We start from the raw sequence: 20,416 nt of genomic DNA on the forward strand, positions 1-20,416 counted from the left end.
ATGGCGGGCAAGGCAGCGAAAATCAGCGTCTACGCCTGGGAAGGCACGGACAGGAAAGGCAGCAAGATCACTGGCGAATTGAGTGGACAGAATCCCGCGCTGATCAAGGCGCAATTGCGCAAGCAAGGTATCAACCCCGGTAAGGTGCGCAAGAAATCAGCTGTCCTGCTGAGTTTCGGCAACCGCATCAAGGCCCGGGACATCGCCCTGTTCACCCGGCAAATGGCAACCATGATGAAGGCCGGCGTCCCTCTGCTGCAGTCGTTCGACATCATCGGCGAGGGCTTTGAAAACCCGGCCATGCGCAAACTGGTCGACGACGTGAAACAGGAAGTCGCTGCGGGCAACAGTTTCGCCAACGCCCTGCGCAAAAAGCCGCAATATTTTGACGAGTTGTATTGCAACCTGGTAGACGCCGGCGAGCAGTCCGGCGCCCTCGACACCTTGCTCGAACGCGTCGCGACCTATAAAGAAAAAAGCGAAAGCCTGAAAGCCAAGATCAAGAAGGCCATGACCTATCCGACTGCCGTGGTGCTGGTAGCTGGGGTCGTGACCGGGATCCTGCTGGTGAAGGTGGTACCGCAATTTCAGTCGGTGTTCGCAGGCTTCGGCGCCGAACTGCCGGCCTTCACCCTGATGGTGATCAGCCTCTCGGAATTCATGCAGCAATGGTGGTGGGCGGTACTCGGCGCACTGGTGGCGGCGGTGTTCGGCACCCGCCATGCGCTGAAAAAATCCCAGGGTTTGCGTGACCGTCGAGACACCTGGCTGCTGAAGCTGCCCTTGGTCGGCACGATGATGTACAAATCCGCCGTTGCGCGTTTCGCCCGAACCCTGTCAACCACATTCGCTGCCGGTGTGCCGCTGGTGGAAGCCCTCGAATCGGTGGCAGGTGCCACCGGCAACGTGGTGTTCAAGCGTGCGGTGCTGCGGATCCGCCAGGATGTTTCTACCGGCATGCAGCTGAATTTTTCGATGCGCGCCACGGGCGTCTTTCCAAGCATGGCGGTGCAGATGACGGCGATCGGCGAAGAGTCCGGCGCACTGGACGACATGCTCGCCAAGGTCGCGGGGTTTTACGAGGACGAAGTGGACAACATGGTCGACAACCTCACCAGCCTCATGGAGCCGTTCATCATGGTGGTGCTCGGGGTAATCGTCGGCGGTCTGGTGGTGGCCATGTACTTGCCAATTTTCCAACTCGGCTCAGCGATCTGACATGCCTATCGACGAACTGTTTGCCCTGTATCCGCCGGCCTTTGTTTTCACTGCGCTGCTGCTCGGGCTGGTGGTCGGCAGCTTCCTCAATGTGCTGATCTGGCGCCTGCCGAAAATGCTCGAGCGTGATTGGCGCCAGCAGGCTCAGGATGTACTTGGCCTGCCCGGCGAAACGTCACGGCCGGCCTACAACCTCATGCTGCCTCACTCCGAGTGCCCGCATTGCGCTCATCGAATTCGCCCGTGGGAGAACATTCCGCTGCTCAGCTATCTGTGGCTGCGCGGACGCTGTTCTGCGTGCGCCGCGCCGATCAGCAAACGCTATCCGCTGACCGAACTGGCCTGCGGCCTGCTCTCGGCGTTCATCGCCTGGCATCTGGGTTTTGGCTGGCCGGCGTGCCTGTTGATCTTTCTGACCTGGGGCTTGCTGGCGATGAGTCTGATCGACACCGAGCACCAATTGCTGCCCGATGTGCTGGTACTTCCGCTGCTGTGGCTTGGGTTGATCGTCAACAGCTTCGGGCTGTTCGTGCCGTTGCACGACGCACTGTGGGGCGCGGTGGCCGGGTATATGGCGCTGTGGTCGGTGTTCTGGCTGTTCAAGCTGATCACCGGCAAGGACGGTATCGGTCACGGTGATTTCAAGCTGTTGGCGTTGCTCGGAGCGTGGGGGGGCTGGCAGATTCTGCCGCTGACAATTCTGCTGTCATCGCTGGTGGGCGCAATCATCGGCGTGATTTTGCTGCGTCTGCGTCAGCAGAAAACCTCGACGCCGATCCCCTTCGGCCCCTATCTGGCAATTGCCGGCTGGATTGCCTTGCTCTGGGGTGGTCAAATAACCGACTTCTATTGGCAGTTTGTCGGTTTGAAATGAATACCCCTGTGGAAAAACCCTGGATTCTCGGCCTGACCGGTGGCATCGGCAGCGGTAAAAGCGCCGCGGCGCAGCACTTCATCGACCTCGGCATCCATGTGGTCGACGCCGATCACGCAGCGCGCTGGGTGGTTGAACCGGGGCGCCCGGCGCTGGCCAAGATCGCCGAGCACTTCGGGGCAGGCGTGCTGCAGGCTGATGGAACGCTGGATCGCGCCGCCCTGCGCAAGCTGATCTTCGAAGTCCCCGAAGAACGCCGCTGGCTCGAATCCCTGCTCCATCCGTTGATCGCCGAGGAAATCGCCCATCATCTAGCGCTGGCAAAATCGCCCTACGCGATTCTGGTTTCGCCGTTGTTGATCGAATCCGGGCAATACGCGATGACTCAGCGCATTCTGGTGATCGACGCCCCGCAACAACTGCAAATCGAACGCACCTTGCAGCGTGACCAGACCAGCGAACAGCAGGTCCAGGCGATCCTCAAGGCCCAGTCGAGCCGCGAAGACCGCGTGAGCCGTGCCGACGACGTGGTGGTCAACGACCGCGACCTCGTCTGGCTGCACAGCGAGGTCGAGCGTCTGCATGACTTTTACCTGACTTTAAGTGGAGGCCAATCATGAGCCAGATCCCAACCGTAGAATGCCCAACTTGCGGCGCGCCCGTTGAATTCACGCCTGAGAACACGTTTCGGCCGTTCTGTTCCGATCGCTGCAAACTGATCGACCTCGGCGCCTGGGCATCCGAAGAACACAAGATTCCGGTCGCCCCGGATGCCGAAGATGAACTGTTTTCCGGCGACTTCGACCCGCGTCACTGATCCCGCTCAGGGCCGCATGAAACCGTAGTCCTGATCGTCGTCGAGGTTCTGCGCCAAAAAGCGCAACTCGTCGGCCAGGTCTTCGGCGTTGCGCACGGTCTTGCTCTGTTGCACCACTGCGCTGAGCAAGGCGCGCAGGCTCAAACCCGGATCGAACCCCACCTCCTGCGCCATCTCCAGACTCTGCCGGGTCTCCTGTCTTGCCCACTCGTAAACACTCATGCTGCTGCTCCTGAAGGGATTTGCACGAGCATGAAATTTCCCGCGTGTGGCGGGTTTGATATGGATCAAGATTTGGGATCGTCGTCCTTCCACGGCGCCGAAAGGTAGCGGGTGCGGTTGAATGTCTCCAGCCATTCCGGGCAGAACACCACCAGCGCACTGATGACCATGCCGTTGATGAATGCTTCGGGAAAGATGATCAGCCACACGTAGCCAATGAAGTCCTCCAGCCACTCTGGCATGGCAAAGAGGCCGTCATACCAGAGCAACGTCAGACTGAACAGCAGGCACATCAACGCCGACAACGCAGCCGCCAGAAACCCGGAACAGAAGATGTAAACAAATGGATTACGCGGCTGCGCACGCTCGACGAGGATCGCCACGCACTCAGTGACCAGCACGGGCAGCACTATGAACAATGCGCCGTTGACCCCAAGCGCTGCGAGGTCCTGACGTCCGAGCAGCACCAGGCCGGCTTGCGCCACTAGCCCGCCGACAACCGCCAGCGGCCAGTCCAACAGCAACGTCACTGCCGTCATGCCGATGAAGTGATAAGACACTCCCGTGTCAAAATCCCTGCGCACCAGCCACAACAGAAACAGCGCGAACACGGTGCCGAACAGCAAATGCTGACGGCGGCGATCGCTGAACAATTCGACCCAAGGTGCGCGAAAGATCGCCCAGAGCAGCACCGGCAAATAAATCAGCCAGCCCAGTACCAGGCTTCCAGTGGACAGCACCTCGGCGCCGATCATGGCCGCGCGTTCTCCAGTGCCTCGCGCAGTCCGGCGGCGTTGGCATATTCATGCTGTTCAAGCAATCGGCGATCCTTGAGTTGCAGCCACAACACCTGACCCTCTGCGCCGGGATAGCGTGACGCAACCCGACCCTCGCGATCGAGCATGACCCGATAGCTGTAGTCACGCATGGCGGGCACAGCGAACATCCTGGCAATCAGCGTCGGCATACGCTGGATGTCGGCAACGAATACCGCGTGACGCGCCTCCAGATAGCCCTTGGGCTGATCCTTCAACGCCTCCTTGATCAGTTTGGCGCCCTCCATGTCCCGGGCCACCAGCAGCGTCGTGGTTGTGTTGTCGAGCGTGTATGCCTGATCGTTCTGATCCAGCAACGTCCAGGGGGCGAGTTGCTCGCCGGTATCGAGCGCATGAGCCAACAGCGGAACAAGAGCGAACAACAGTAACCAGCGTGATTTCACGTTCAATCCCCTCGGTTTACGTTCAATGGACGATTTCCGTCAGTCTACACCGCCCATCCAGACTGCCCACTGACGCACTTTGCCACGCAAGGCTTTCTGCTTGTCGCATTTGAACGCTAAGCTTGGGCCTATGGATGACTCAGATTATTTACGCCTGCTGACCATCGCGGCCGAGCAAGCCAACGCGTTCCTGTCCAATGCCCGCAAATGGGAGCGTGAGCGTTGGGTTTGCCAGCGCCTGCTGCAAGGCCTCAACATTCCCTACCGCGCCGACGAGTTCGCCCCGGCCGGCGAACCACCGGACGTGCTGTTTCGTGATGCCAATTTCGAGGTGTTCTTCGTTCTGGATGAAGGCCGGCGACTCAACGATGAATGGCGCGATGAATTGCAGCGTCGGCGCAGTGCGTTCTCCCTCAGCCAACTGGTGCGCCGGGAGGCCAAGCCGCGACGAATTCCAGCCAATGAATTTCTGCTCAGACTGGCGCCGACCTTGCGCAAGAAAGCCCACAACTACAAGGAGCGCGGCATGGATCTGGGCGAACTGGACATCATCGCTTTCGCCAGCCTCAAGCGTGAGGTTCTGGACCTCAACAGCCACTTTCCGCCCCCCACCGAATATTTGCGCCAAGGCTGGCGCTCGTTGTCCCTCGTCGGCCCGACATTCGCCCGCGTGCTGTTCGCGCACCCCGATGCTCCGGATTTTCTGCGCAGCAACCTGGGCCGTAGCATCGTTTTCGACGTAGGAATCAGCCTGTGACGCCACTTCAACAATTGATCGCCGACGTACCGCAAACCGGCCGTGTGCGCTGGATCGGCGTGCGACCGGAATCCCGTGAGCCGATGATCGAACTCGATGTCGTGGAAGCGCGACTGGAGGCCGGACTGACTGGCGATCACGCTCGCCCCGGCATCCGCAACGCGCGGCAGGTGACGTTGATCCAGTGGGAGCACCTGGCGGTGATCAGTGCCTTGATGGGCCGCCCGGCGGAGCAACCGGTCAAGCCTGAAGATCTTCGGCGCAATCTCGTTATCAGCGGGATCAACCTGTTCAGCCTCAAGGGTCGGCGTTTTCGCATGGGTCAGGCGATTTTCGAAACCACTGGCTGGTGCCAGCCCTGCGCGCGCCTGCAGACCAACCTCGGCCCGGGCACCTTTCAAGCGGTGCGCGGGCATGGCGGTATCACCGCACGAGTGTTACAAAGCGGAATCATTCGCCTCGACGATGGCGTGTCCGTCGAACCTGTTCCGGACAGCGGCTATGCTGCGTTCAACCCCGGTTGAAAACCGCTGTAGCTTCTGCACATTCAGCAACGTCTATCTGACGAGGCCATTATGACCAGCCGCCTGAACCCCGAAGACCAGAAACATGTCGAAGAGTACCTGCAACTGTCCCAACACCGAGTCGAGCGCCGGCCTTTCCGGCCGTGGATGCTCCTGGTGCTGGTATTGGCAGTGACCATTGGTCTGGGCCTGCTGAGCCGATTTATCAGTTACCTGACGCTATGAGCTGCATCGCGCTCGCTCGGGTAACCGCACCGATTTCCTTTAAAAACCTTGCGAGTTATCCCCATGTCCCATCGTATTGTTATTGTCGGCGGCGGCGCCGGCGGTCTGGAGTTGGCTACCCGTCTGGGTAAGACGCTGGGCAAGCGCGGCACGGCCAGTGTGATGCTGGTCGACGCGAACCTGACGCACATCTGGAAACCGCTGTTGCACGAAGTGGCCGCCGGATCGCTGAACTCTTCCGAAGACGAACTCAACTATGTCGCCCAAGCCAAATGGAACCACTTCGAGTTCCAGTTGGGCCGCATGAGCGGGCTTGATCGCACACAGAAGAAAATCCAGCTGGCCGCGACCTACGACGAAAACGGCATCGAACTCGTACCGGCGCGCGAAGTGCAGTACGACACGCTGGTGATCAGCGTCGGCAGCACCACCAACGATTTCGGCACTGAGGGCGCAGCGCAGCACTGCCTGTTCCTCGACACCCGCAAACAAGCCGAGCGTTTCCACCAGCAACTGCTCAACCACTATTTGCGTGCGCATGCCGGGCAAACCGATGTGGTCGAGCAGATCAGCGTGGCGATCGTCGGCGCTGGCGCCACGGGCGTCGAACTGGCGGCAGAACTGCACAACGCCGCCCATGAACTGGCAGCCTACGGGCTGGACCGGATCAAACCGGAAAACATGCACATCACCCTGATCGAGGCTGGGCCACGGGTGTTGCCGGCCCTGCCGGAACGCATCAGCGGGCCAGTGCACAAGACCCTGGAGAAACTCGGGGTCAATGTGATGACCAACGCCGCAGTCAGCGAAGTGACGGCGGACAGCCTGATCACCGCCGACGGCAACGTGATCAACGCCAGCCTGAAAGTCTGGGCAGCCGGCATTCGTGCACCGGGCTTCCTCAAGGACATCGACGGCCTGGAAACCAATCGCATCAATCAACTGCAGGTGCTGCCAACCCTGCAGACCACCCGCGACGAGAACATCTTCGCCTTCGGTGACTGCGCCGCGTGCCCGCAACCGGGCTCCGACCGCAACGTACCGCCACGCGCGCAAGCCGCGCACCAACAAGCGTCGCTGCTGGCCAAATCGCTGAAACTGCGCATCGAAGGCAAGACCCTGCCGGAGTACAAATACACCGACTACGGCTCGCTGATCTCGCTGTCGCGTTTTTCGGCTGTGGGTAACTTGATGGGCAATCTGACCGGCAGCGTGATGCTCGAAGGCTGGCTGGCGCGGATGTTTTACGTGTCGCTGTATCGCATGCACCAGATGGCGCTGTACGGGCCGTTTCGCACGGCGATGCTGATGCTGGGCAGCAAGATTGGCCGCGGGACCGAGCCTCGCCTGAAACTGCATTGATGTAAAAACCTGTGGGAGCGGGCATGCTCGCGAAGGCAGTGGATCAGTCGGCCAATGTGCTGGCTAATAGACCGCTTTCGCGAGCAAGCACGCTCCCACGGGGTTCGTGTTGAGCGAAAGATGAGGTGCCTGACTGAGCTCACCACCGTTCTTTGCGCCGGCCAACTTACAACTGGAATCGCCGCACCATGCCCTGCAAGGCATTGGCCAGTTGCGACAACTCATGACTGGCAGCGCTGGTCTGGTCGGCTCCGGCAGCGGAACGTACAGAAAGGTCGCGAATATTCACCAGGTTGCGATCCACCTCCCGCGCCACCTGAGCCTGTTCTTCGGCGGCACTGGCAATCACCAGGTTGCGCTCATGGATCTCATGCACCGAAGACGTGATGGTTTGTAGCGCCTCACCCGCACGCTCAGCCAATGTCAGCGTGGTCGTGGCTCTCGCGGCACTGGCCTGCATCGAATCGAGCGCCAGGCTCGAACCGTTGCGCATGCCTTGCACCATCTGCTCGATCTCTTGGGTCGATTGCTGCGTACGATAAGCCAGCGCTCGCACCTCATCGGCGACGACAGCAAAACCTCTACCGCTCTCGCCTGCCCGTGCCGCCTCAATGGCCGCATTGAGCGCCAGCAGGTTGGTCTGCTCAGCAATCGCCCGGATCACGTCCAGCACTTTGCCAATGTCCTGCGATTGGTTGGCCAATGACAGCACCAGATCCCCCGTGTGTTGCACATCGCCGACCAGCGCATTGATGGCACTGGCAGTTTCACTGACCCGCTCTTGCCCCAGATGCGCCGATTCACTGGATTGCCGGGTGGCGTCAGACGTCGACACCGCGTTGCGTGCAACCTCTTCCACGGCCGTGGTCATCTCATTCACAGCCGTCGCTGCCTGCTCAATTTCGTTGTTTTGCTGTTGCAGGCCTTGTGTGCTGTCGAGCGTCACCGCACTGAGCTCGTCGGCAGCGGTCGCTAACTGCGTGGCCGAACCGCTGATCCCTTGCAGGGTTTCGCGCAGGTTCTGCTGCATGGTCGCCAACGCTTTGAGCAAGCGGCTGACTTCGTCGTTGCCGTGGGTCTCGATGGGGCGGGTCAGGTCCCCTTGCGCCACACTCTCCGCGGCGCTGACGGCGCTACTTAGCGGGCGCACGATGCTGCGGGTGAGCAACATCGCCAACGCAACGGTCGCCAGTGCCGCCAGAGCGATGAACACGCTAACGATCATTCGCGACGCTTCATAGTGCGCTGCAGAGTTCTGGCTTTCGACGGCAACTTGTTTGGCGAACAGATCCGCCAGGTCATTGAGTTGTTTGCCGGAGCCGTCGACCACGGTTTTCATATCGACCAGCAGCAGCTTGGTCAACTCGTCCCGCTTGCCCTGTTCTGCAAAGGTGAAGGATTGTGCAATGCCGTTACGGTAAGCCGCGAAGGTCTTTTTGAACTGCTCATAGATCTGCTGGCCTTCAGGGGTGGTGACCAGTTTGTCGTAGGCGGCGATTTTCTCGCTCAACTCTTTGTCACGGATGTCCATCTGGCCGCGGTAAGTGGCGATGTTCTTCGGATCCTGATCCAGCGCCATGCGCAAAGAAATGGTGCGAATACGCAACATCAGCTCGCGAATTTCGTCCCCGCCACGAATACTCGGCAACCACTGATTTTCTACCGCAACCTCACTGTCGCGAATACTCGACATCTGTCCGAGCGCAAACACCCCAAGCAATGCCACCAGTACCGCGATCAGGGCAAAGCCCAATGCTGCTCGAGGAGCAATATTCAACTGACGAAGCAACATGACGAGCGCCCTTATTCTTGTAGTGGTCAGAATCAAGGGGCAAAGCAATGGCAGCCCCTCTTGTTAGCGAGCTATCGGCAAGTTGTACGATGACTTGAAGGGATTTGTCTTTCGTGAAGGCAAAAAAAATCCCCGTATCTTTCGATACGAGGATTTTTAATATGGTCGGGGTAAGGGGATTCGAACTCCTGACATCCTGCTCCCAAAGCAGGCGCGCTACCGGACTGCGCTATACCCCGGTAAAAAAAAGGCGATCCTTTCAAAGATCGCCTTCTTCGATCAGCGCTTTTGGCCTCTGATCTTAAGATTCGATCCCAGCGCTAACTGGTTTCAAAAATGGTGGGTCGTGTGGGATTCGAACCTACGACCAATTGGTTAAAAGCCAACTGCTCTACCAACTGAGCTAACGACCCAAAAATGGTCGGGGTAAGGGGATTCGAACTCCTGACATCCTGCTCCCAAAGCAGGCGCGCTACCGGACTGCGCTATACCCCGGTTTGAAATTGGCTCCGTGACCAGGACTCGAACCTGGGACCCAATGATTAACAGTCATTTGCTCTACCGACTGAGCTATCACGGAACTACATATTTCAATTTACAACGGTGAAACTTACAGCTCTTAGACCCTTGTTCGCATCGCTGCGTTCGTGTGTCTGAGGCGCGCTATTCTACAACCTAGATCACCTCTGTCAACCCCCTAAATCGCTTTCAAGTTAATGATTTGCAACTTATTTCAGATTTCTGCTCAGTGAGCTGAAACCTTGTGGGTGACTGACTGCGGGGCGCACTTTACAAGCCTTTTCCTTTGAGTTCAACAGCCTGGCGAAAAAAAGGCCTCGCAAAGCGAGGCCTTCCTTATTTCATTGACGCTGCGGCTCAGTTGAAAACGATTTCGTCGTCCGCAACGGTACCGGTTGCCGTGTCCCCCGGCATGAAATGCCCCGAGAGGATCAATTGTGCCAGCGGGTTTTCGATCCAACGCTGGATCGCCCGTTTCAAAGGTCGCGCGCCGTAGACCGGGTCGTAACCGACGGCAATCAGCTTATCCATCGCTTGCGGACTCAGCTCCAGCTTCAATTCGCGCTCGGCCAGACGACTGCGCAGACGGCCCAACTGAATCTCGGTAATGCCCGCGATCTGATCCCGCGCCAAAGGCTCGAAGATCACCACTTCGTCAACCCGGTTGATGAACTCCGGACGGAAGTGACTGGTCAGCGCATCCATCACCGCCGCACGTTGCGCCTCACGATCACCCACCAGCTCCTGGATCTGCACTGACCCCAGGTTCGACGTCATGACGATCACGGTATTACGGAAGTCCACCGTACGACCGTGGCTGTCGGTCAGGCGACCATCCTCAAGCACTTGCAGGAGGATGTTGAACACATCCGGGTGCGCTTTCTCGACTTCGTCCAACAGGATCACCGAGTAAGGCTTGCGCCGTACCGCTTCGGTCAGATAACCGCCCTCTTCGTAACCGACGTATCCCGGTGGCGCACCGATCAATCGTGCCACGGAATGTTTCTCCATGAACTCGGACATGTCGATCCGCACCATCGCCTCTTCGGTATCAAAGAGGAATTCAGCCAGCGCCTTGCACAGCTCGGTTTTACCGACACCGGTCGGGCCGAGGAACATGAACGAGCCACTCGGGCGATTCGGATCCGACAACCCGGCGCGGGAACGCCGAACGGCATTGGCCACCGCCACGACCGCTTCGTCCTGGCCGATCACACGCTGGTGCAACAGGCTTTCCATCTTCATCAGCTTGTCGCGCTCGCCTTCGAGCATTTTCGACACGGGAATGCCGGTCCACTTCGACACGACTTCAGCGATTTCTTCCTCAGTCACCTTGCTGCGCAGCAACTGGTTTTCGCTCTTGCCGTGCTGATCGACCATTTGCAGGCTGCGCTCCAGATCCGGGATCACCCCGTACTGCAACTCGGCCATGCGGTTCAGGTCGCCTTTACGGCGCGCCGCTTCCAACTCCTGACGGGACTGTTCGATCTTCTGCTGAATCTGTGCAGAACCCTGTACCTCGGCTTTTTCCGAGTTCCAGATTTCTTCCAGATCCGAATACTCACGCTCGAGACGGACAATTTCCTCCTGAAGTTTTTCCAGGCGTTTCATCGCGGCTTCGTCGCTTTCTTTCTTCAGTGCCTGCGATTCCACCTTCAACTGAATCAGGCGGCGCTCCAGACGATCCAGCACTTCCGGCTTGGAATCGATCTCCATACGGATGCGGCTGGCGGCCTCGTCGATCAGGTCGATGGCCTTGTCCGGCAGTTGCCGATCAGTGATGTAGCGATGGCTCAGCTTGGCCGCTGCGATGATTGCACCGTCAGTGATCGCGACCTTGTGGTGAACCTCGTAACGCTCCTTGAGGCCACGCAGGATCGCGATGGTGTCTTCTTCGCTTGGCTCATCCACCAATACTTTCTGGAAGCGCCGTTCGAGGGCTGCGTCCTTCTCTATATATTGGCGGTACTCGTTGAGCGTGGTCGCGCCGACGCAGTGCAACTCGCCGCGAGCCAGCGCTGGCTTGAGCATGTTGCCAGCATCCATTGAGCCTTCGCCTTTACCGGCGCCGACCATGGTGTGCAGTTCGTCGATGAACAGAATGATCTGCCCTTCCTGCTTCGACAGCTCGTTAAGCAGCGATTTCAGGCGCTCTTCGAACTCACCGCGGTACTTGGCACCGGCAATCAATGCGCCCATATCCAGCGAGAGCAGACGCTTGCCCTTGAGGCCGTCCGGCACTTCGCCGTTGATGATGCGCTGGGCCAGGCCCTCGGCAATCGCGGTTTTACCCACACCGGGTTCACCGATCAGCACCGGGTTGTTCTTGGTACGGCGTTGCAGAACCTGAATGGTGCGACGAATTTCATCGTCACGACCGATCACCGGATCGAGCTTGCCTTCTTCGGCACGTTTGGTCAGGTCGACAGTGTATTTATCCAGCGCTTGACGCGACTCTTCATGGTTGGCGTCGTTGACCGCGTCGCCACCGCGCAGGTTGTTGATCGCGTTCTCCAGCGCTTTCTTGCTCACGCCTTGGCCAAGCAACAACTTGCCGAGTTTGCTGTTCTCATCCATCGAGGCGAGCAGCACCAGCTCGCTGGAGATGAACTGGTCGCCCTTCTGCTGAGCCAGACGGTCAGCCTGGTTGAGCAGACGCGCCAGGTCCTGCGACATGTTGACGTCGCCGGTGGGGTTCTGGATTTTCGGTAATTGGTCGAGCTCTTTGGTCAGCTCTTTACGCAAGCTATTGATGTCAAAGCCCACCTGCATCAGCAGAGGTTTGATCGAACCGCCCTGCTGCTCAAGCATGGCTTGCATCAAGTGCGCCGGCTCAATAGCCGGATGATCATGGCCGACAGCCAACGATTGGGCGTCGGACAAGGCCAACTGTAATTTGCTGGTTAAACGGTCTATACGCATGGGTCACCTTCCTTTTGAGCAGGCCGGACCTGAAAACCATCCTGAATGAAGAAACCTGCCAGATACCACTGTAGATGCGGTCGATTCTGCGAGATTCAAGCGGCGGAGAGTTGATGCAGGTCAGGCAAGTCTAGCGGGTGAGCCAAACCAGGGAGGCAAAGCGACCCGTGCGCGACGCACGGCGGTAAGAAAAGAAACGCGGATCGGTCACGGTGCAGAAATCGCCGCCGTAAACCGCAGTGACACCACGAACTGCAAGACGCAGGCGGGCCAGCTTATAGATGTCAGCCATGAACTTGCCCGCATTGTGGCTCGGGACAAAGGCTGTCGCCGCTTCGGGCAGTTGATCGATAAAGACCTCCCGCACTTCCGGGCCAACTTCAAACGCTTGCGGGCCGATGGCCGGACCGAGCCAGACCAGCACCTCTTGTGCCGGGACATCGAGCGTATCCAGCGTGGCTTCGAGCACACCGGCCGCCAGACCACGCCAACCGGCATGGGCCGCTGCAACGCGGGTGCCGGCGCGATCACAGAAAAGCGCCGGCAAACAATCGGCCGTCATTGCCGTGCAGGCAATACCGGGGGTTGCCGACCAACTGGCATCAGCCGTTGCAACCACGCCCGGATCAGCATGCGCCACGCAAATGCCGTGAACTTGCTGCAACCAGGCAGGCTTTATAGAGAAGTGATCAGTCAGACGCCGACGATTTTCGGCAACAGCCTCCGGGCGATCATCAACATGATCGCCCAGATTGAGGCTGTCGAACGGTGCCTCGCTGACACCACCCTCGCGGGTGGTGACACAGGCCCTGACGCTGGCCGGCGCAGGCCAGTCCGGCGTCAGCCAGTTCATCCGACGAAAGCCTCGCGATCCTGCTTGAGCAGGGTCAGCAACCAGACGAAGTCTTCCGGCAGCGGCGATTCCCAGCTCATGCGCTCACCGCTCGTCGGATGATCCAGTTCAAGGAAGCGCGCATGCAGGGCCTGACGCGGGAAGTGCTTGAGCGACTCGACCATGGTCGGGTTTGCGGCTGGCGGAATGCGGAAACGACCGCCGTACGCCGGGTCGCCGACCAACGGGAAGTTGATGTGCGACATGTGCACGCGGATCTGGTGGGTACGGCCGGTTTCCAGTTTCACCCGAACGTGGGTGTGGGAACGGAAACGCTCCAGCACGCGGTAGTGGCTGACGGCAGGCTTGCCGCCTTCCATCACCGCCATGCGCTGGCGCTGCTGGCCGTGACGGCCGATCGGGGCGTTGATCTTGCCACCGGCGGTCACCACGCCAATCACGATGCACTCGTAGATGCGGCTAACGCTGCGGCTCTGCAATTGTGCAACAAGCTTTGTCTGCGCCTGAATGGTCTTGGCCACCACCATCAAACCGGTGGTGTCCTTGTCCAGACGATGCACGATACCGGCGCGCGGGACATTGATGATGTCCGGCACGTGGTGCAGCAAAGCGTTGAGCAAAGTGCCGTCGGCGTGACCGGCAGCCGGGTGCACCACCAGGCCCGCAGGCTTGTTGATCACCAGAATGTCGTCGTCTTCATAGACGATGTCGAGTTCGATGTCCTGGGCGATCCACTCGCCCTGGGCTTCCTGCTCGGCAGTCAGCTCAAGGATGGCACCGCCATGCACGATGTCGCGAGGGCGGATGACCGCCCCGTCCACAGTCAGGCGACCTTCTTTGATCCAGGCGGATAGGCGCGAGCGTGAGTGCTCAGCGAAGAGTTGGGCGGCGACTTGATCGAGGCGTTGGCCGCCCAAATCGGACGGCACCTCTGCGCGAAGTTCAATTTTATCGGACATGCTCTGACTGGGCGTCGGCACAGCCTTTGGTTTCGGCTGCGCGCTTGTGGTTAAATACGGCGTCTTTTGCCCCGAGGCTTTTCAACGGGGCGCTCATCATAACAGGACGGCCCCGCCCAAGACAGCGGCCGTCATAGGGACGCAAGCCGCCATGCAAGTGAAACACCTGCTGCTGATCGCCATCCTCGCATTGACCGCTGCTTGCTCATCGAAGGAAGTCGTAGACGAAAACCTCAGCGAAGCCGAGCTGTATCAGCAGGCTCAGACTGACCTGGACAACAACAGCTACACCAGCGCCACAGCCAAGCTGAAGGCTCTGGAGTCGCGGTATCCGTTCGGTCGCTACGCCGATCAGGCACAGCTGGAGCTGATCTACGCCAACTATAAAAACGCCGAGCCGGAAGCTGCAAAGTCCGCTGCCGAGCGTTTCATTCGTTTGCATCCGCAGCACCCGAACGTGGATTACGCCTACTACCTGAAAGGTCTGACGTCTTTCGACCAGGACGTCGGCCTGCTGGCGCGCTTCCTGCCGCTGGACATGACCAAGCGTGACCCGGGCGCTGCCCGCGACTCCTACAACGAGTTCGCCCAGCTCACCAGCCGCTACCCGAACAGCCGCTACGCGCCGGACGCCAAGCAGCGCATGATTTACCTGCGCAACCTGCTGGCGGCCTACGAAATCCACGTCGCCGACTACTACCTGACCCGTCAGGCCTACGTTGCTGCGGCCAACCGTGGCCGTTATGTCGTGGAGAACTTCCAGGAAACCCCATCGGTCGGTGACGGCCTGGCGGTGATGACCGAAGCCTATCAGCGTCTGCACCTGGACGAACTGGCGGCCACCAGCCTGGAAACCCTGAAGCTCAACTACCCGAACCACCCGAGCCTGCAAGACGGTCAGTTCGTGCCATCGGTCGCCGAAGCCGACAACCGTTCGTTCCTGAGCAAGGCGACCCTCGGTCTGATCGAGTCGCGTCCACCGCTGCCGCCAGGCGAGACCCGCGCCAACCAGGACGTACAGAAGCAGTTCCAGGACGCCAAAGACGCGATCCCGAACGAGCTCAAGCCTAAAGACGAAAACGGCGACGTGATTGAAGAGCCGGAACCTGAGTCGAGCAACAGCGACCGTTCGTGGTTCAGCTACATGACTTTCGGCGTGTTCGACTGATCACACCGGATGGACAAAAAGGGAGATCTTCGGATCTCCCTTTTTCATTACCGCGCTTTAATAGGCTGTGCGCTTGTCAGGTCCTTGGCTAAACTGCCGGATCATCAGTCGGAAAGCCGCTCATCATGTTTCGTTTATTGTTCTGGATCGTCCTGATATTTGCTGCGGTATGGCTGTGGCGCAAATTCAAGGCATCCGCCTCGTCCACACAATCTCCACGCTCGCCTCGCGAACAGGATGCCGCACCAATGGTGCGTTGCGCCCATTGTGGCGTGCACCTGCCCCGCGACCGCGCGCTGAGCGTTCAACAACAGTGGTATTGCAGCCAGGCTCACCTTGAGCAAGGCCCAGGCCCCAGTGATCGCTGAGGCCGCCAACGCCAACAGCAAACAGGCTCAGCGTCTGCTGCGCCTCTATCATCTCTACCGTTTAAGTGTCGGCATCACGTTGGTGCTGTTGATCTCCAGCAACATGGACAACCGTCTGCTGACGTCGGCCAACGACGATCTGCTGCGCGGTGGCAGTTGGCTGTACCTGATCCTCAACATTCTGCTCGTGGTGTTTCTGGAAAACATCCGCCGCCCCGCGCAACTGTTCAGTCTCGCGCTGGTCGACGTATTACTGCTGTGCGGCCTGTTCTATGCAGCAGGTGGCGTTGCCAGCGCCCTGGGAAATTTGCTGATTGTCTCGGTGGCCATCAGCAATACCTTGCTACGACGACGCATCGGTCTGCTGATCGCCGCCATTGGGGCTCTCGGTATTGTCGGCTTGAGTTTTGTGCTGAATTTCAGCCATCCCCTGAGCGCCAACGAATACCTGCAGGCCGGCACTCTCGGCGCCCTGTGTTTTGCCGCGTCTCTGTTGGTGCAAGGACTGGCCCGGCGCTTGGAAGTCAGCGAAACACTGGCCGAACAGCGCGCCAGCGAAGTGGTAGGCCTGGAAGCCCTCAACGCGTTGATCCTGCAACGCATGCGCACCGGGATTCTGGTGCTCGACGAGCAACGGCGGGTACAACTGGCCAACCACAGCGCCCAGACGTTGCTCGCGCAAGCCCGTCTTCAAGGCCATTTGATCGACGACTACTCGCCGGCGCTGGTCGATCGCCTGCTACTGTGGATGAATAACCCGACCCTGCGCCCGCAGAGTCTGAAAATTCCCGGCAACGGTCTGGAGTTGCAACCGAACTTCATTGCACTCGAGCAAAGTCCGAACCAGCAAACCCTGGTGTTCCTCGAGGATCTGGCGCAGATCGCCCAACAGGCCCAGCAACTCAAACTCGCCGCCCTCGGACGCTTGACTGCCGGCATCTCCCACGAGATTCGCAATCCGCTGGGCGCCATCAGTCATGCCGCGCAGCTATTGGGTGAATCCGAGGAACTCGACAGCGCGGATCGGCGTCTGACGCAGATTATTCAAGATCACTCCCAGCGCATGAACCGAGTCATCGAAAACGTCCTGCAACTGTCCCGCCGCCAGCAAAGCGCCCCCCAACGGCTGGAACTCAAGCCGTGGCTGGAAAACTTCGTCGCCGAAAGCCGCGAACAGGCCACCGAGCGCCAGCAGATTCATCTGCGAATCAACTCGGGTGACTTCACCACCCTGATGGACCCCAACCAACTCACGCAAATTCTCGACAATCTGTTACGCAACGGTTGGCGTCATAGCGCCTTGCTGCATGATCAGGCCGAGGTCTGGCTGGCACTGTTCATCGACGCCGATAGCCAGTTGGCGACACTCGAAGTGCAGGACAACGGCCCCGGCGTGCCGCCCGATGAACAGGCGCACCTGTTCGAACCCTTCTTCACCACCAGCAGCCAAGGCACCGGCCTTGGGCTTTATCTGTCCCGTGAGCTGTGCGAAAGCAACCAAGCGCGCCTAGACTTCAAACCACGCCAAGGCGGCGGCTGCTTTCGCATCACCTTTGCTCACGGACGGAAACAAAGTTGAACACGAGCCCACGGCAAAAAATCCTGATCGTCGACGACGAACCGGATATCCGCGAACTCCTGGAAATCACCTTGGGACGGATGAAACTCGACACCCTCAGCGCACGCAACTTCAGCGAAGCCCGGACGCTGTTACACAGCGAGTCGTTCGACCTGTGCCTGACCGATATGCTCTTGCCCGACGGTACGGGGCTGGAACTGGTGCAGCACATCCAGCAACGTTACCCGCAACTGCCGGTGGCGATGATTACCGCCTACGGCAGCCTGGAAACGGCGATCAACGCCCTCAAAGCCGGCGCGTTCGACTTTCTCACCAAACCTGTCGATCTCACTCGCCTGCGCGAACTGGTCGGCACGGCCCTGCGCATGCCTGCCTCTGGCGGACTCGGAACATCGATTGATCGACGCTTGCTGGGCGAATCGCCACCGATGCGCAACTTGCGCAAACAGATCGACAAACTCGCCCGCAGCCAGGCGCCGGTGTACATCAGTGGCGAGTCCGGTAGCGGCAAGGAATTGGTCGCAAGACTGATTCACGAACAAGGACCACGCGCCAGTCAGCCATTCGTGCCGGTGAACTGTGGGGCGATTCCTTCGGAGCTGATGGAAAGCGAATTCTTCGGTCATCGCAGAGGCAGCTTTACCGGCGCCGTCGAGGACAAACCCGGGTTGTTTCAAGCTGCGAATCGCGGCACGTTGTTCCTTGATGAAGTGGCGGACTTGCCTCTGTCGATGCAGGTAAAACTGCTGCGGGCGATTCAGGAAAAAGCCGTGCGCAGTGTTGGCGGCCAGCAGGAAAGCGTGGTCGACGTGCGGGTTCTTTGCGCCACACACAAAGATCTGGAGGCGCAGGTTACGGCCGAGCGTTTTCGTCAGGATCTCTATTACCGGCTAAACGTGATTGAACTGCGCGTACCGTCCCTGCGCGAACGACGCGATGACATTGAAGTGCTGGCCAGTCATATGCTCAAGCGCCTGGCCAGCGGCAGCGACCAACCGGCGGCACGCTTGCACCCACAGGCCTTGGAAGCACTAAAAAGTTACCGGTTTCCGGGGAATGTCAGGGAACTGGAAAACGTCCTCGAACGCGCGCACACATTGTGCGAAAACCGAGTGATCGAGGTGGGGGACTTGCGACTGAGCGAAGGTAATTGCACGGCCGAGAGCGGCCTTGCCGACCTCACGCAGATCGACAATCTTGAGGATTATCTGGAGAACGTCGAGCGCAAACTGATTTTGCAGGCGCTGGAGGAAACCCGCTGGAACCGCACGGCGGCGGCGCAGCGCTTGAGTCTGTCGTTTCGTTCGATGCGCTATCGCCTGAAGAAGCTCGGTCTGGATTGAGGCCCCTTCGCGAGCAGGCTCGCTTCCACAGGTTTAGAGGGTGTACATGAATAGTGTGGACAGCAAGCCCCCTGTGGGAGCGGGCTTGCTCGCGAAAGCGGTAACGCAAACGCCAACGAATACCTGACTAGATACGGCCTTCAGGTGCATACGGCGCCGGATCAATAATCGGCGTCCGTCCCAGCATCACATCGGCAAACAACTGGCACGACGCCGGTGCCAGCACCAGTCCGTTGCGGTAATGACCGCAGTTGAGCCACAACCGATCAAACCCCGGCACCCGGCCAATATAGGGAATACCTTCCGGCGACCCCGGACGCAACCCCGCCCAATGCCCGACCACTTCGGCATCTGCCAGCGCCGGCAACAACTCAACCGCAGAAGCCTTGAGGCTTTCGAGCGCCACGTCGGTCGGTGTCTTGTCGTAGCCCTCGTGCTCCAGCGTACTGCCGATCAGGATATGCCCGTCGCGGCGCGGAATCGCATAGCGCCCTTTGGCCAGCACCATGCTTGGCAGAAAATCCGCTGCGCACTTGTACAGAATCATCTGGCCTTTGACCGGCTCGACCGGCAATGTCAGGTCCAGCGTCTTGAGCAAGTCACCGCTCCATGCGCCCGCCGTCAGAACCACTTGATCGCCCGCGATCAGCCCATTGGATGTCTCGACACCCACGACGCGCTCACCCTCGCGAACAAATCCGCTGACTTCACATTGTTCGTGAATGGTCACGTTTGGCAGCGCCAGCAGCGCCGCTTTCAGCGACTTGACCAGCCGTGGGTTCCTGACATTGGCTACATCAGCCATGTAGATCGCCCGTGAGAAACCTTCACCGAGCACCGGCACCGCTTCGTGGGCAGCCGAGATATCCACAGCCTGCAGCGGACGGTTTTCCCGTTTGGCCCACGCCAGCGCTTCGGCCTCGTCATCGAGATCCAGCCAGTACAAGCCCGTAGTATGCACCTGGGGATCAACCCCGGTATCGGCGAACAAGCGCTCGCCGAGCTGTGGATAAAAATCCTGCGACCAATGCGCCAGCGCGGTAACGGCCGGGCTGTAGCGCCACGGATACAGCGGAGAAACAATGCCGCCGCCAGCCCAGGACGATTCCTGGCCGACGTTCGAGCGATCCAGCAGCACCACGCTGCGCACTTCGGAGGCGAGATTGTAGGCGGTGAGCAGGCCAATTACCCCGCCACCGACAATCACCACTTGCTGTTGCCTGGTCATGTTTGATCCAACCGTAAAAAAGACAGTGGGCGCAAAAGGCCCCCTGAGAAAAGCGCTTCAGCGGCCCCAGCAATCCTTGGTGGTCAGCCCGGTAGTCGCGTTGTTCATGCTTCTGACACCGGTGTTGGTGAGGGTGAAGTCCCCGCACTTGTCGGTGGCCATGGCCGTGCCCGTTTTACGGGTGGCGGTCAGCAGGAAGGTCTGGTCAGCAATGGTCGGCGTGACGGTGTAGAAATCGTTGCCTGTGCTGAGCCCGGTAATGCCGGTGTAGACATTGTTCTTGGTGTAGAAACGCTCGAGGGTCTGCGCCTGCTCCGACAACAGCGATACCACCTCGGCACGGCGGCCCTTTTTCACGTACTCGGTGAGGCTTGGATAGCCGATGGTGATGACGATCCCGATGATCGCAATCACGATCATGATTTCGATCAGGGTAAAACCTCGGTTGAATCTGCGCATGCCTCAAA

21 protein-coding genes, 4 tRNA genes and 1 pseudogene are annotated in these 20,416 nt (G+C 59.4%); 12 read left to right on the top strand and 14 right to left on the bottom strand.

What is annotated here, in order from left to right:
• From AACY11_RS03070 to yacG, 4 genes are read left to right on the top strand one after another with little or no spacing between them, the layout of a single operon-like run.
• Entirely contained in the window at nucleotides 1-1,218 is a 1,218-nt protein-coding gene (locus AACY11_RS03070; RefSeq protein WP_339432786.1) for a type II secretion system F family protein, read from the top strand.
• Between the two features lies 1 nt (nucleotide 1,219).
• Nucleotides 1,220-2,092 (top strand): prepilin peptidase, encoded by an 873-nt coding sequence (locus AACY11_RS03075; RefSeq protein WP_339466283.1) that lies wholly within the window; start codon nucleotides 1,220-1,222, stop codon nucleotides 2,090-2,092.
• On the top strand, nucleotides 2,089-2,712 hold the full coding sequence (gene coaE, locus AACY11_RS03080; protein WP_339493846.1) for a dephospho-CoA kinase: 624 nt from the start codon (nucleotides 2,089-2,091) through the stop codon (nucleotides 2,710-2,712). Before AACY11_RS03075 ends, coaE begins: the two co-directional genes overlap by 4 nt.
• Nucleotides 2,709-2,909: a DNA gyrase inhibitor YacG gene (gene yacG / locus AACY11_RS03085; protein ID WP_221733559.1), complete on the top strand. Its 201-nt coding sequence runs from the start codon at nucleotides 2,709-2,711 to the stop codon at nucleotides 2,907-2,909. The genes coaE and yacG overlap by 4 nt, the downstream gene beginning before the upstream one ends.
• 6 nt (nucleotides 2,910-2,915) lie before the next feature.
• Here the strand turns inward: yacG and AACY11_RS03090 are convergent, their stop codons facing one another.
• From AACY11_RS03090 to AACY11_RS03100, 3 genes are all read right to left on the bottom strand, one after another.
• The gene (locus tag AACY11_RS03090) at nucleotides 2,916-3,131 is read right to left on the bottom strand and encodes a hypothetical protein (RefSeq protein ID WP_339432783.1); all 216 of its coding nucleotides are present in this window, start codon (nucleotides 3,129-3,131) and stop codon (nucleotides 2,916-2,918) included.
• A gap of 65 nt (nucleotides 3,132-3,196) precedes the next feature.
• Nucleotides 3,197-3,886 (bottom strand): energy-coupling factor ABC transporter permease, encoded by a 690-nt coding sequence (locus tag AACY11_RS03095; RefSeq protein ID WP_339493847.1) that lies wholly within the window; start codon nucleotides 3,884-3,886, stop codon nucleotides 3,197-3,199.
• Nucleotides 3,883-4,350 carry an FAD/FMN-containing dehydrogenase gene (locus AACY11_RS03100; RefSeq protein WP_339493848.1) on the bottom strand — a complete coding sequence of 156 codons (468 nt, stop codon included), beginning with the start codon at nucleotides 4,348-4,350 and terminating at the stop codon, nucleotides 3,883-3,885. Before AACY11_RS03100 ends, AACY11_RS03095 begins: the two co-directional genes overlap by 4 nt.
• Nucleotides 4,351-4,480: 130 nt before the next feature.
• Between AACY11_RS03100 and AACY11_RS03105 the strand changes: the two genes are divergently transcribed.
• The 4 genes from AACY11_RS03105 (at nucleotide 4,481) to AACY11_RS03120 (ending at nucleotide 7,218) form a co-directional block, all read left to right on the top strand.
• Entirely contained in the window at nucleotides 4,481-5,107 is a 627-nt protein-coding gene (locus AACY11_RS03105; RefSeq protein WP_003228301.1) for a DUF1780 domain-containing protein, read from the top strand.
• Complete coding sequence (locus tag AACY11_RS03110) at nucleotides 5,104-5,631, top strand: MOSC domain-containing protein (RefSeq protein WP_339493849.1); 528 nt, start codon at nucleotides 5,104-5,106, stop codon at nucleotides 5,629-5,631. The genes AACY11_RS03105 and AACY11_RS03110 overlap by 4 nt, the downstream gene beginning before the upstream one ends.
• A 51-nt stretch (nucleotides 5,632-5,682) precedes the next feature.
• On the top strand, nucleotides 5,683-5,856 hold the full coding sequence (locus AACY11_RS03115) for a DUF3094 domain-containing protein (RefSeq protein WP_007909875.1): 174 nt from the start codon (nucleotides 5,683-5,685) through the stop codon (nucleotides 5,854-5,856).
• 63 nt (nucleotides 5,857-5,919) lie between these two features.
• On the top strand, nucleotides 5,920-7,218 hold the full coding sequence (locus AACY11_RS03120; protein ID WP_339493850.1) for an NAD(P)/FAD-dependent oxidoreductase: 1,299 nt from the start codon (nucleotides 5,920-5,922) through the stop codon (nucleotides 7,216-7,218).
• 166 nt (nucleotides 7,219-7,384) lie between these two features.
• On the opposite strand, the gene AACY11_RS28295 is transcribed toward AACY11_RS03120, so the two are convergent.
• The 9 genes and pseudogenes from AACY11_RS28295 to rluD all read right to left on the bottom strand — a co-directional run bounded on the left by AACY11_RS28295 (nucleotide 7,385) and on the right by rluD (nucleotide 14,263).
• Nucleotides 7,385-8,248: a methyl-accepting chemotaxis protein gene (locus tag AACY11_RS28295; protein ID WP_445261972.1), complete on the bottom strand. Its 864-nt coding sequence runs from the start codon at nucleotides 8,246-8,248 to the stop codon at nucleotides 7,385-7,387.
• A pseudogene (locus tag AACY11_RS28300) lies at nucleotides 8,240-9,010 on the bottom strand (MCP four helix bundle domain-containing protein); the annotation flags it as partial. The pseudogene AACY11_RS28300 and the gene AACY11_RS28295, both read right to left, overlap by 9 nt.
• A 162-nt stretch (nucleotides 9,011-9,172) precedes the next feature.
• A tRNA-Pro gene (locus AACY11_RS03130) sits at nucleotides 9,173-9,249 on the bottom strand.
• A gap of 98 nt (nucleotides 9,250-9,347) precedes the next feature.
• Nucleotides 9,348-9,423 (bottom strand) — tRNA-Lys (locus AACY11_RS03135).
• Between the two features lie 5 nt (nucleotides 9,424-9,428).
• Nucleotides 9,429-9,505, bottom strand: a tRNA-Pro gene (locus tag AACY11_RS03140).
• 9 nt (nucleotides 9,506-9,514) lie between these two features.
• Nucleotides 9,515-9,590, bottom strand: a tRNA-Asn gene (locus tag AACY11_RS03145).
• 296 nt (nucleotides 9,591-9,886) lie between these two features.
• Nucleotides 9,887-12,451, bottom strand: coding sequence for an ATP-dependent chaperone ClpB (gene clpB / locus AACY11_RS03150; RefSeq protein WP_339432778.1), 2,565 nt, complete (start codon nucleotides 12,449-12,451; stop codon nucleotides 9,887-9,889).
• A gap of 130 nt (nucleotides 12,452-12,581) precedes the next feature.
• Nucleotides 12,582-13,304 (bottom strand): peptidoglycan editing factor PgeF, encoded by a 723-nt coding sequence (gene pgeF / locus AACY11_RS03155; RefSeq protein ID WP_339432777.1) that lies wholly within the window; start codon nucleotides 13,302-13,304, stop codon nucleotides 12,582-12,584.
• Nucleotides 13,301-14,263 (bottom strand): 23S rRNA pseudouridine(1911/1915/1917) synthase RluD, encoded by a 963-nt coding sequence (gene rluD / locus AACY11_RS03160; protein ID WP_003228314.1) that lies wholly within the window; start codon nucleotides 14,261-14,263, stop codon nucleotides 13,301-13,303. The genes pgeF and rluD overlap by 4 nt, the downstream gene beginning before the upstream one ends.
• Before the next feature lie 151 nt (nucleotides 14,264-14,414).
• Between rluD and AACY11_RS03165 the strand changes: the two genes are divergently transcribed.
• The 4 genes from AACY11_RS03165 to AACY11_RS03180 all read left to right on the top strand — a co-directional run bounded on the left by AACY11_RS03165 (nucleotide 14,415) and on the right by AACY11_RS03180 (nucleotide 18,721).
• A complete protein-coding gene (locus AACY11_RS03165; RefSeq protein ID WP_339432776.1) occupies nucleotides 14,415-15,431 on the top strand; it encodes an outer membrane protein assembly factor BamD in 1,017 nt (338 codons plus the stop codon).
• A gap of 125 nt (nucleotides 15,432-15,556) precedes the next feature.
• The gene (locus AACY11_RS03170; RefSeq protein ID WP_339432775.1) at nucleotides 15,557-15,799 is read left to right on the top strand and encodes a PP0621 family protein; all 243 of its coding nucleotides are present in this window, start codon (nucleotides 15,557-15,559) and stop codon (nucleotides 15,797-15,799) included.
• On the top strand, nucleotides 15,789-17,378 hold the full coding sequence (locus AACY11_RS03175; RefSeq protein ID WP_339432820.1) for a sensor histidine kinase: 1,590 nt from the start codon (nucleotides 15,789-15,791) through the stop codon (nucleotides 17,376-17,378). Before AACY11_RS03170 ends, AACY11_RS03175 begins: the two co-directional genes overlap by 11 nt.
• Nucleotides 17,375-18,721 (top strand): sigma-54-dependent transcriptional regulator, encoded by a 1,347-nt coding sequence (locus tag AACY11_RS03180; RefSeq protein WP_339493853.1) that lies wholly within the window; start codon nucleotides 17,375-17,377, stop codon nucleotides 18,719-18,721. Before AACY11_RS03175 ends, AACY11_RS03180 begins: the two co-directional genes overlap by 4 nt.
• A 127-nt stretch (nucleotides 18,722-18,848) precedes the next feature.
• On the opposite strand, the gene thiO is transcribed toward AACY11_RS03180, so the two are convergent.
• Both thiO and AACY11_RS03190 read right to left on the bottom strand, forming a co-directional pair.
• The gene (thiO, locus tag AACY11_RS03185; protein WP_339432773.1) at nucleotides 18,849-19,949 is read right to left on the bottom strand and encodes a glycine oxidase ThiO; all 1,101 of its coding nucleotides are present in this window, start codon (nucleotides 19,947-19,949) and stop codon (nucleotides 18,849-18,851) included.
• A gap of 57 nt (nucleotides 19,950-20,006) precedes the next feature.
• Nucleotides 20,007-20,408: a type IV pilin protein gene (locus AACY11_RS03190; RefSeq protein WP_221730090.1), complete on the bottom strand. Its 402-nt coding sequence runs from the start codon at nucleotides 20,406-20,408 to the stop codon at nucleotides 20,007-20,009.
• Nucleotides 20,409-20,416: the final 8 nt, after the last annotated feature.

Origin of the sequence: Pseudomonas sp. RA_105y_Pfl2_P56, assembly GCF_963970845.1 — a bacterium.
GTDB lineage: Bacteria > Pseudomonadota > Gammaproteobacteria > Pseudomonadales > Pseudomonadaceae > Aquipseudomonas > Aquipseudomonas baetica_A.

Coding starts and splice junctions, on each gene's coding strand:
- AACY11_RS03070 (WP_339432786.1), top strand. CDS start 1: ATGGCGGGCAAGGCAGCGAAAATCAGCGTCTACGCCTGGGAAGGCACG.
- AACY11_RS03075 (WP_339466283.1), top strand. CDS start 1,220: ATGCCTATCGACGAACTGTTTGCCCTGTATCCGCCGGCCTTTGTTTTC.
- coaE (WP_339493846.1), top strand. CDS start 2,089: ATGAATACCCCTGTGGAAAAACCCTGGATTCTCGGCCTGACCGGTGGC.
- yacG (WP_221733559.1), top strand. CDS start 2,709: ATGAGCCAGATCCCAACCGTAGAATGCCCAACTTGCGGCGCGCCCGTT.
- AACY11_RS03090 (WP_339432783.1), bottom strand. CDS start 3,131: ATGAGTGTTTACGAGTGGGCAAGACAGGAGACCCGGCAGAGTCTGGAG.
- AACY11_RS03095 (WP_339493847.1), bottom strand. CDS start 3,886: ATGATCGGCGCCGAGGTGCTGTCCACTGGAAGCCTGGTACTGGGCTGG.
- AACY11_RS03105 (WP_003228301.1), top strand. CDS start 4,481: ATGGATGACTCAGATTATTTACGCCTGCTGACCATCGCGGCCGAGCAA.
- AACY11_RS03115 (WP_007909875.1), top strand. CDS start 5,683: ATGACCAGCCGCCTGAACCCCGAAGACCAGAAACATGTCGAAGAGTAC.
- AACY11_RS03120 (WP_339493850.1), top strand. CDS start 5,920: ATGTCCCATCGTATTGTTATTGTCGGCGGCGGCGCCGGCGGTCTGGAG.
- AACY11_RS28295 (WP_445261972.1), bottom strand. CDS start 8,248: ATGCAGCAGAACCTGCGCGAAACCCTGCAAGGGATCAGCGGTTCGGCC.
- clpB (WP_339432778.1), bottom strand. CDS start 12,451: ATGCGTATAGACCGTTTAACCAGCAAATTACAGTTGGCCTTGTCCGAC.
- pgeF (WP_339432777.1), bottom strand. CDS start 13,304: ATGAACTGGCTGACGCCGGACTGGCCTGCGCCGGCCAGCGTCAGGGCC.
- rluD (WP_003228314.1), bottom strand. CDS start 14,263: ATGTCCGATAAAATTGAACTTCGCGCAGAGGTGCCGTCCGATTTGGGC.
- AACY11_RS03165 (WP_339432776.1), top strand. CDS start 14,415: ATGCAAGTGAAACACCTGCTGCTGATCGCCATCCTCGCATTGACCGCT.
- AACY11_RS03170 (WP_339432775.1), top strand. CDS start 15,557: ATGTTTCGTTTATTGTTCTGGATCGTCCTGATATTTGCTGCGGTATGG.
- thiO (WP_339432773.1), bottom strand. CDS start 19,949: ATGACCAGGCAACAGCAAGTGGTGATTGTCGGTGGCGGGGTAATTGGC.
- AACY11_RS03190 (WP_221730090.1), bottom strand. CDS start 20,408: ATGCGCAGATTCAACCGAGGTTTTACCCTGATCGAAATCATGATCGTG.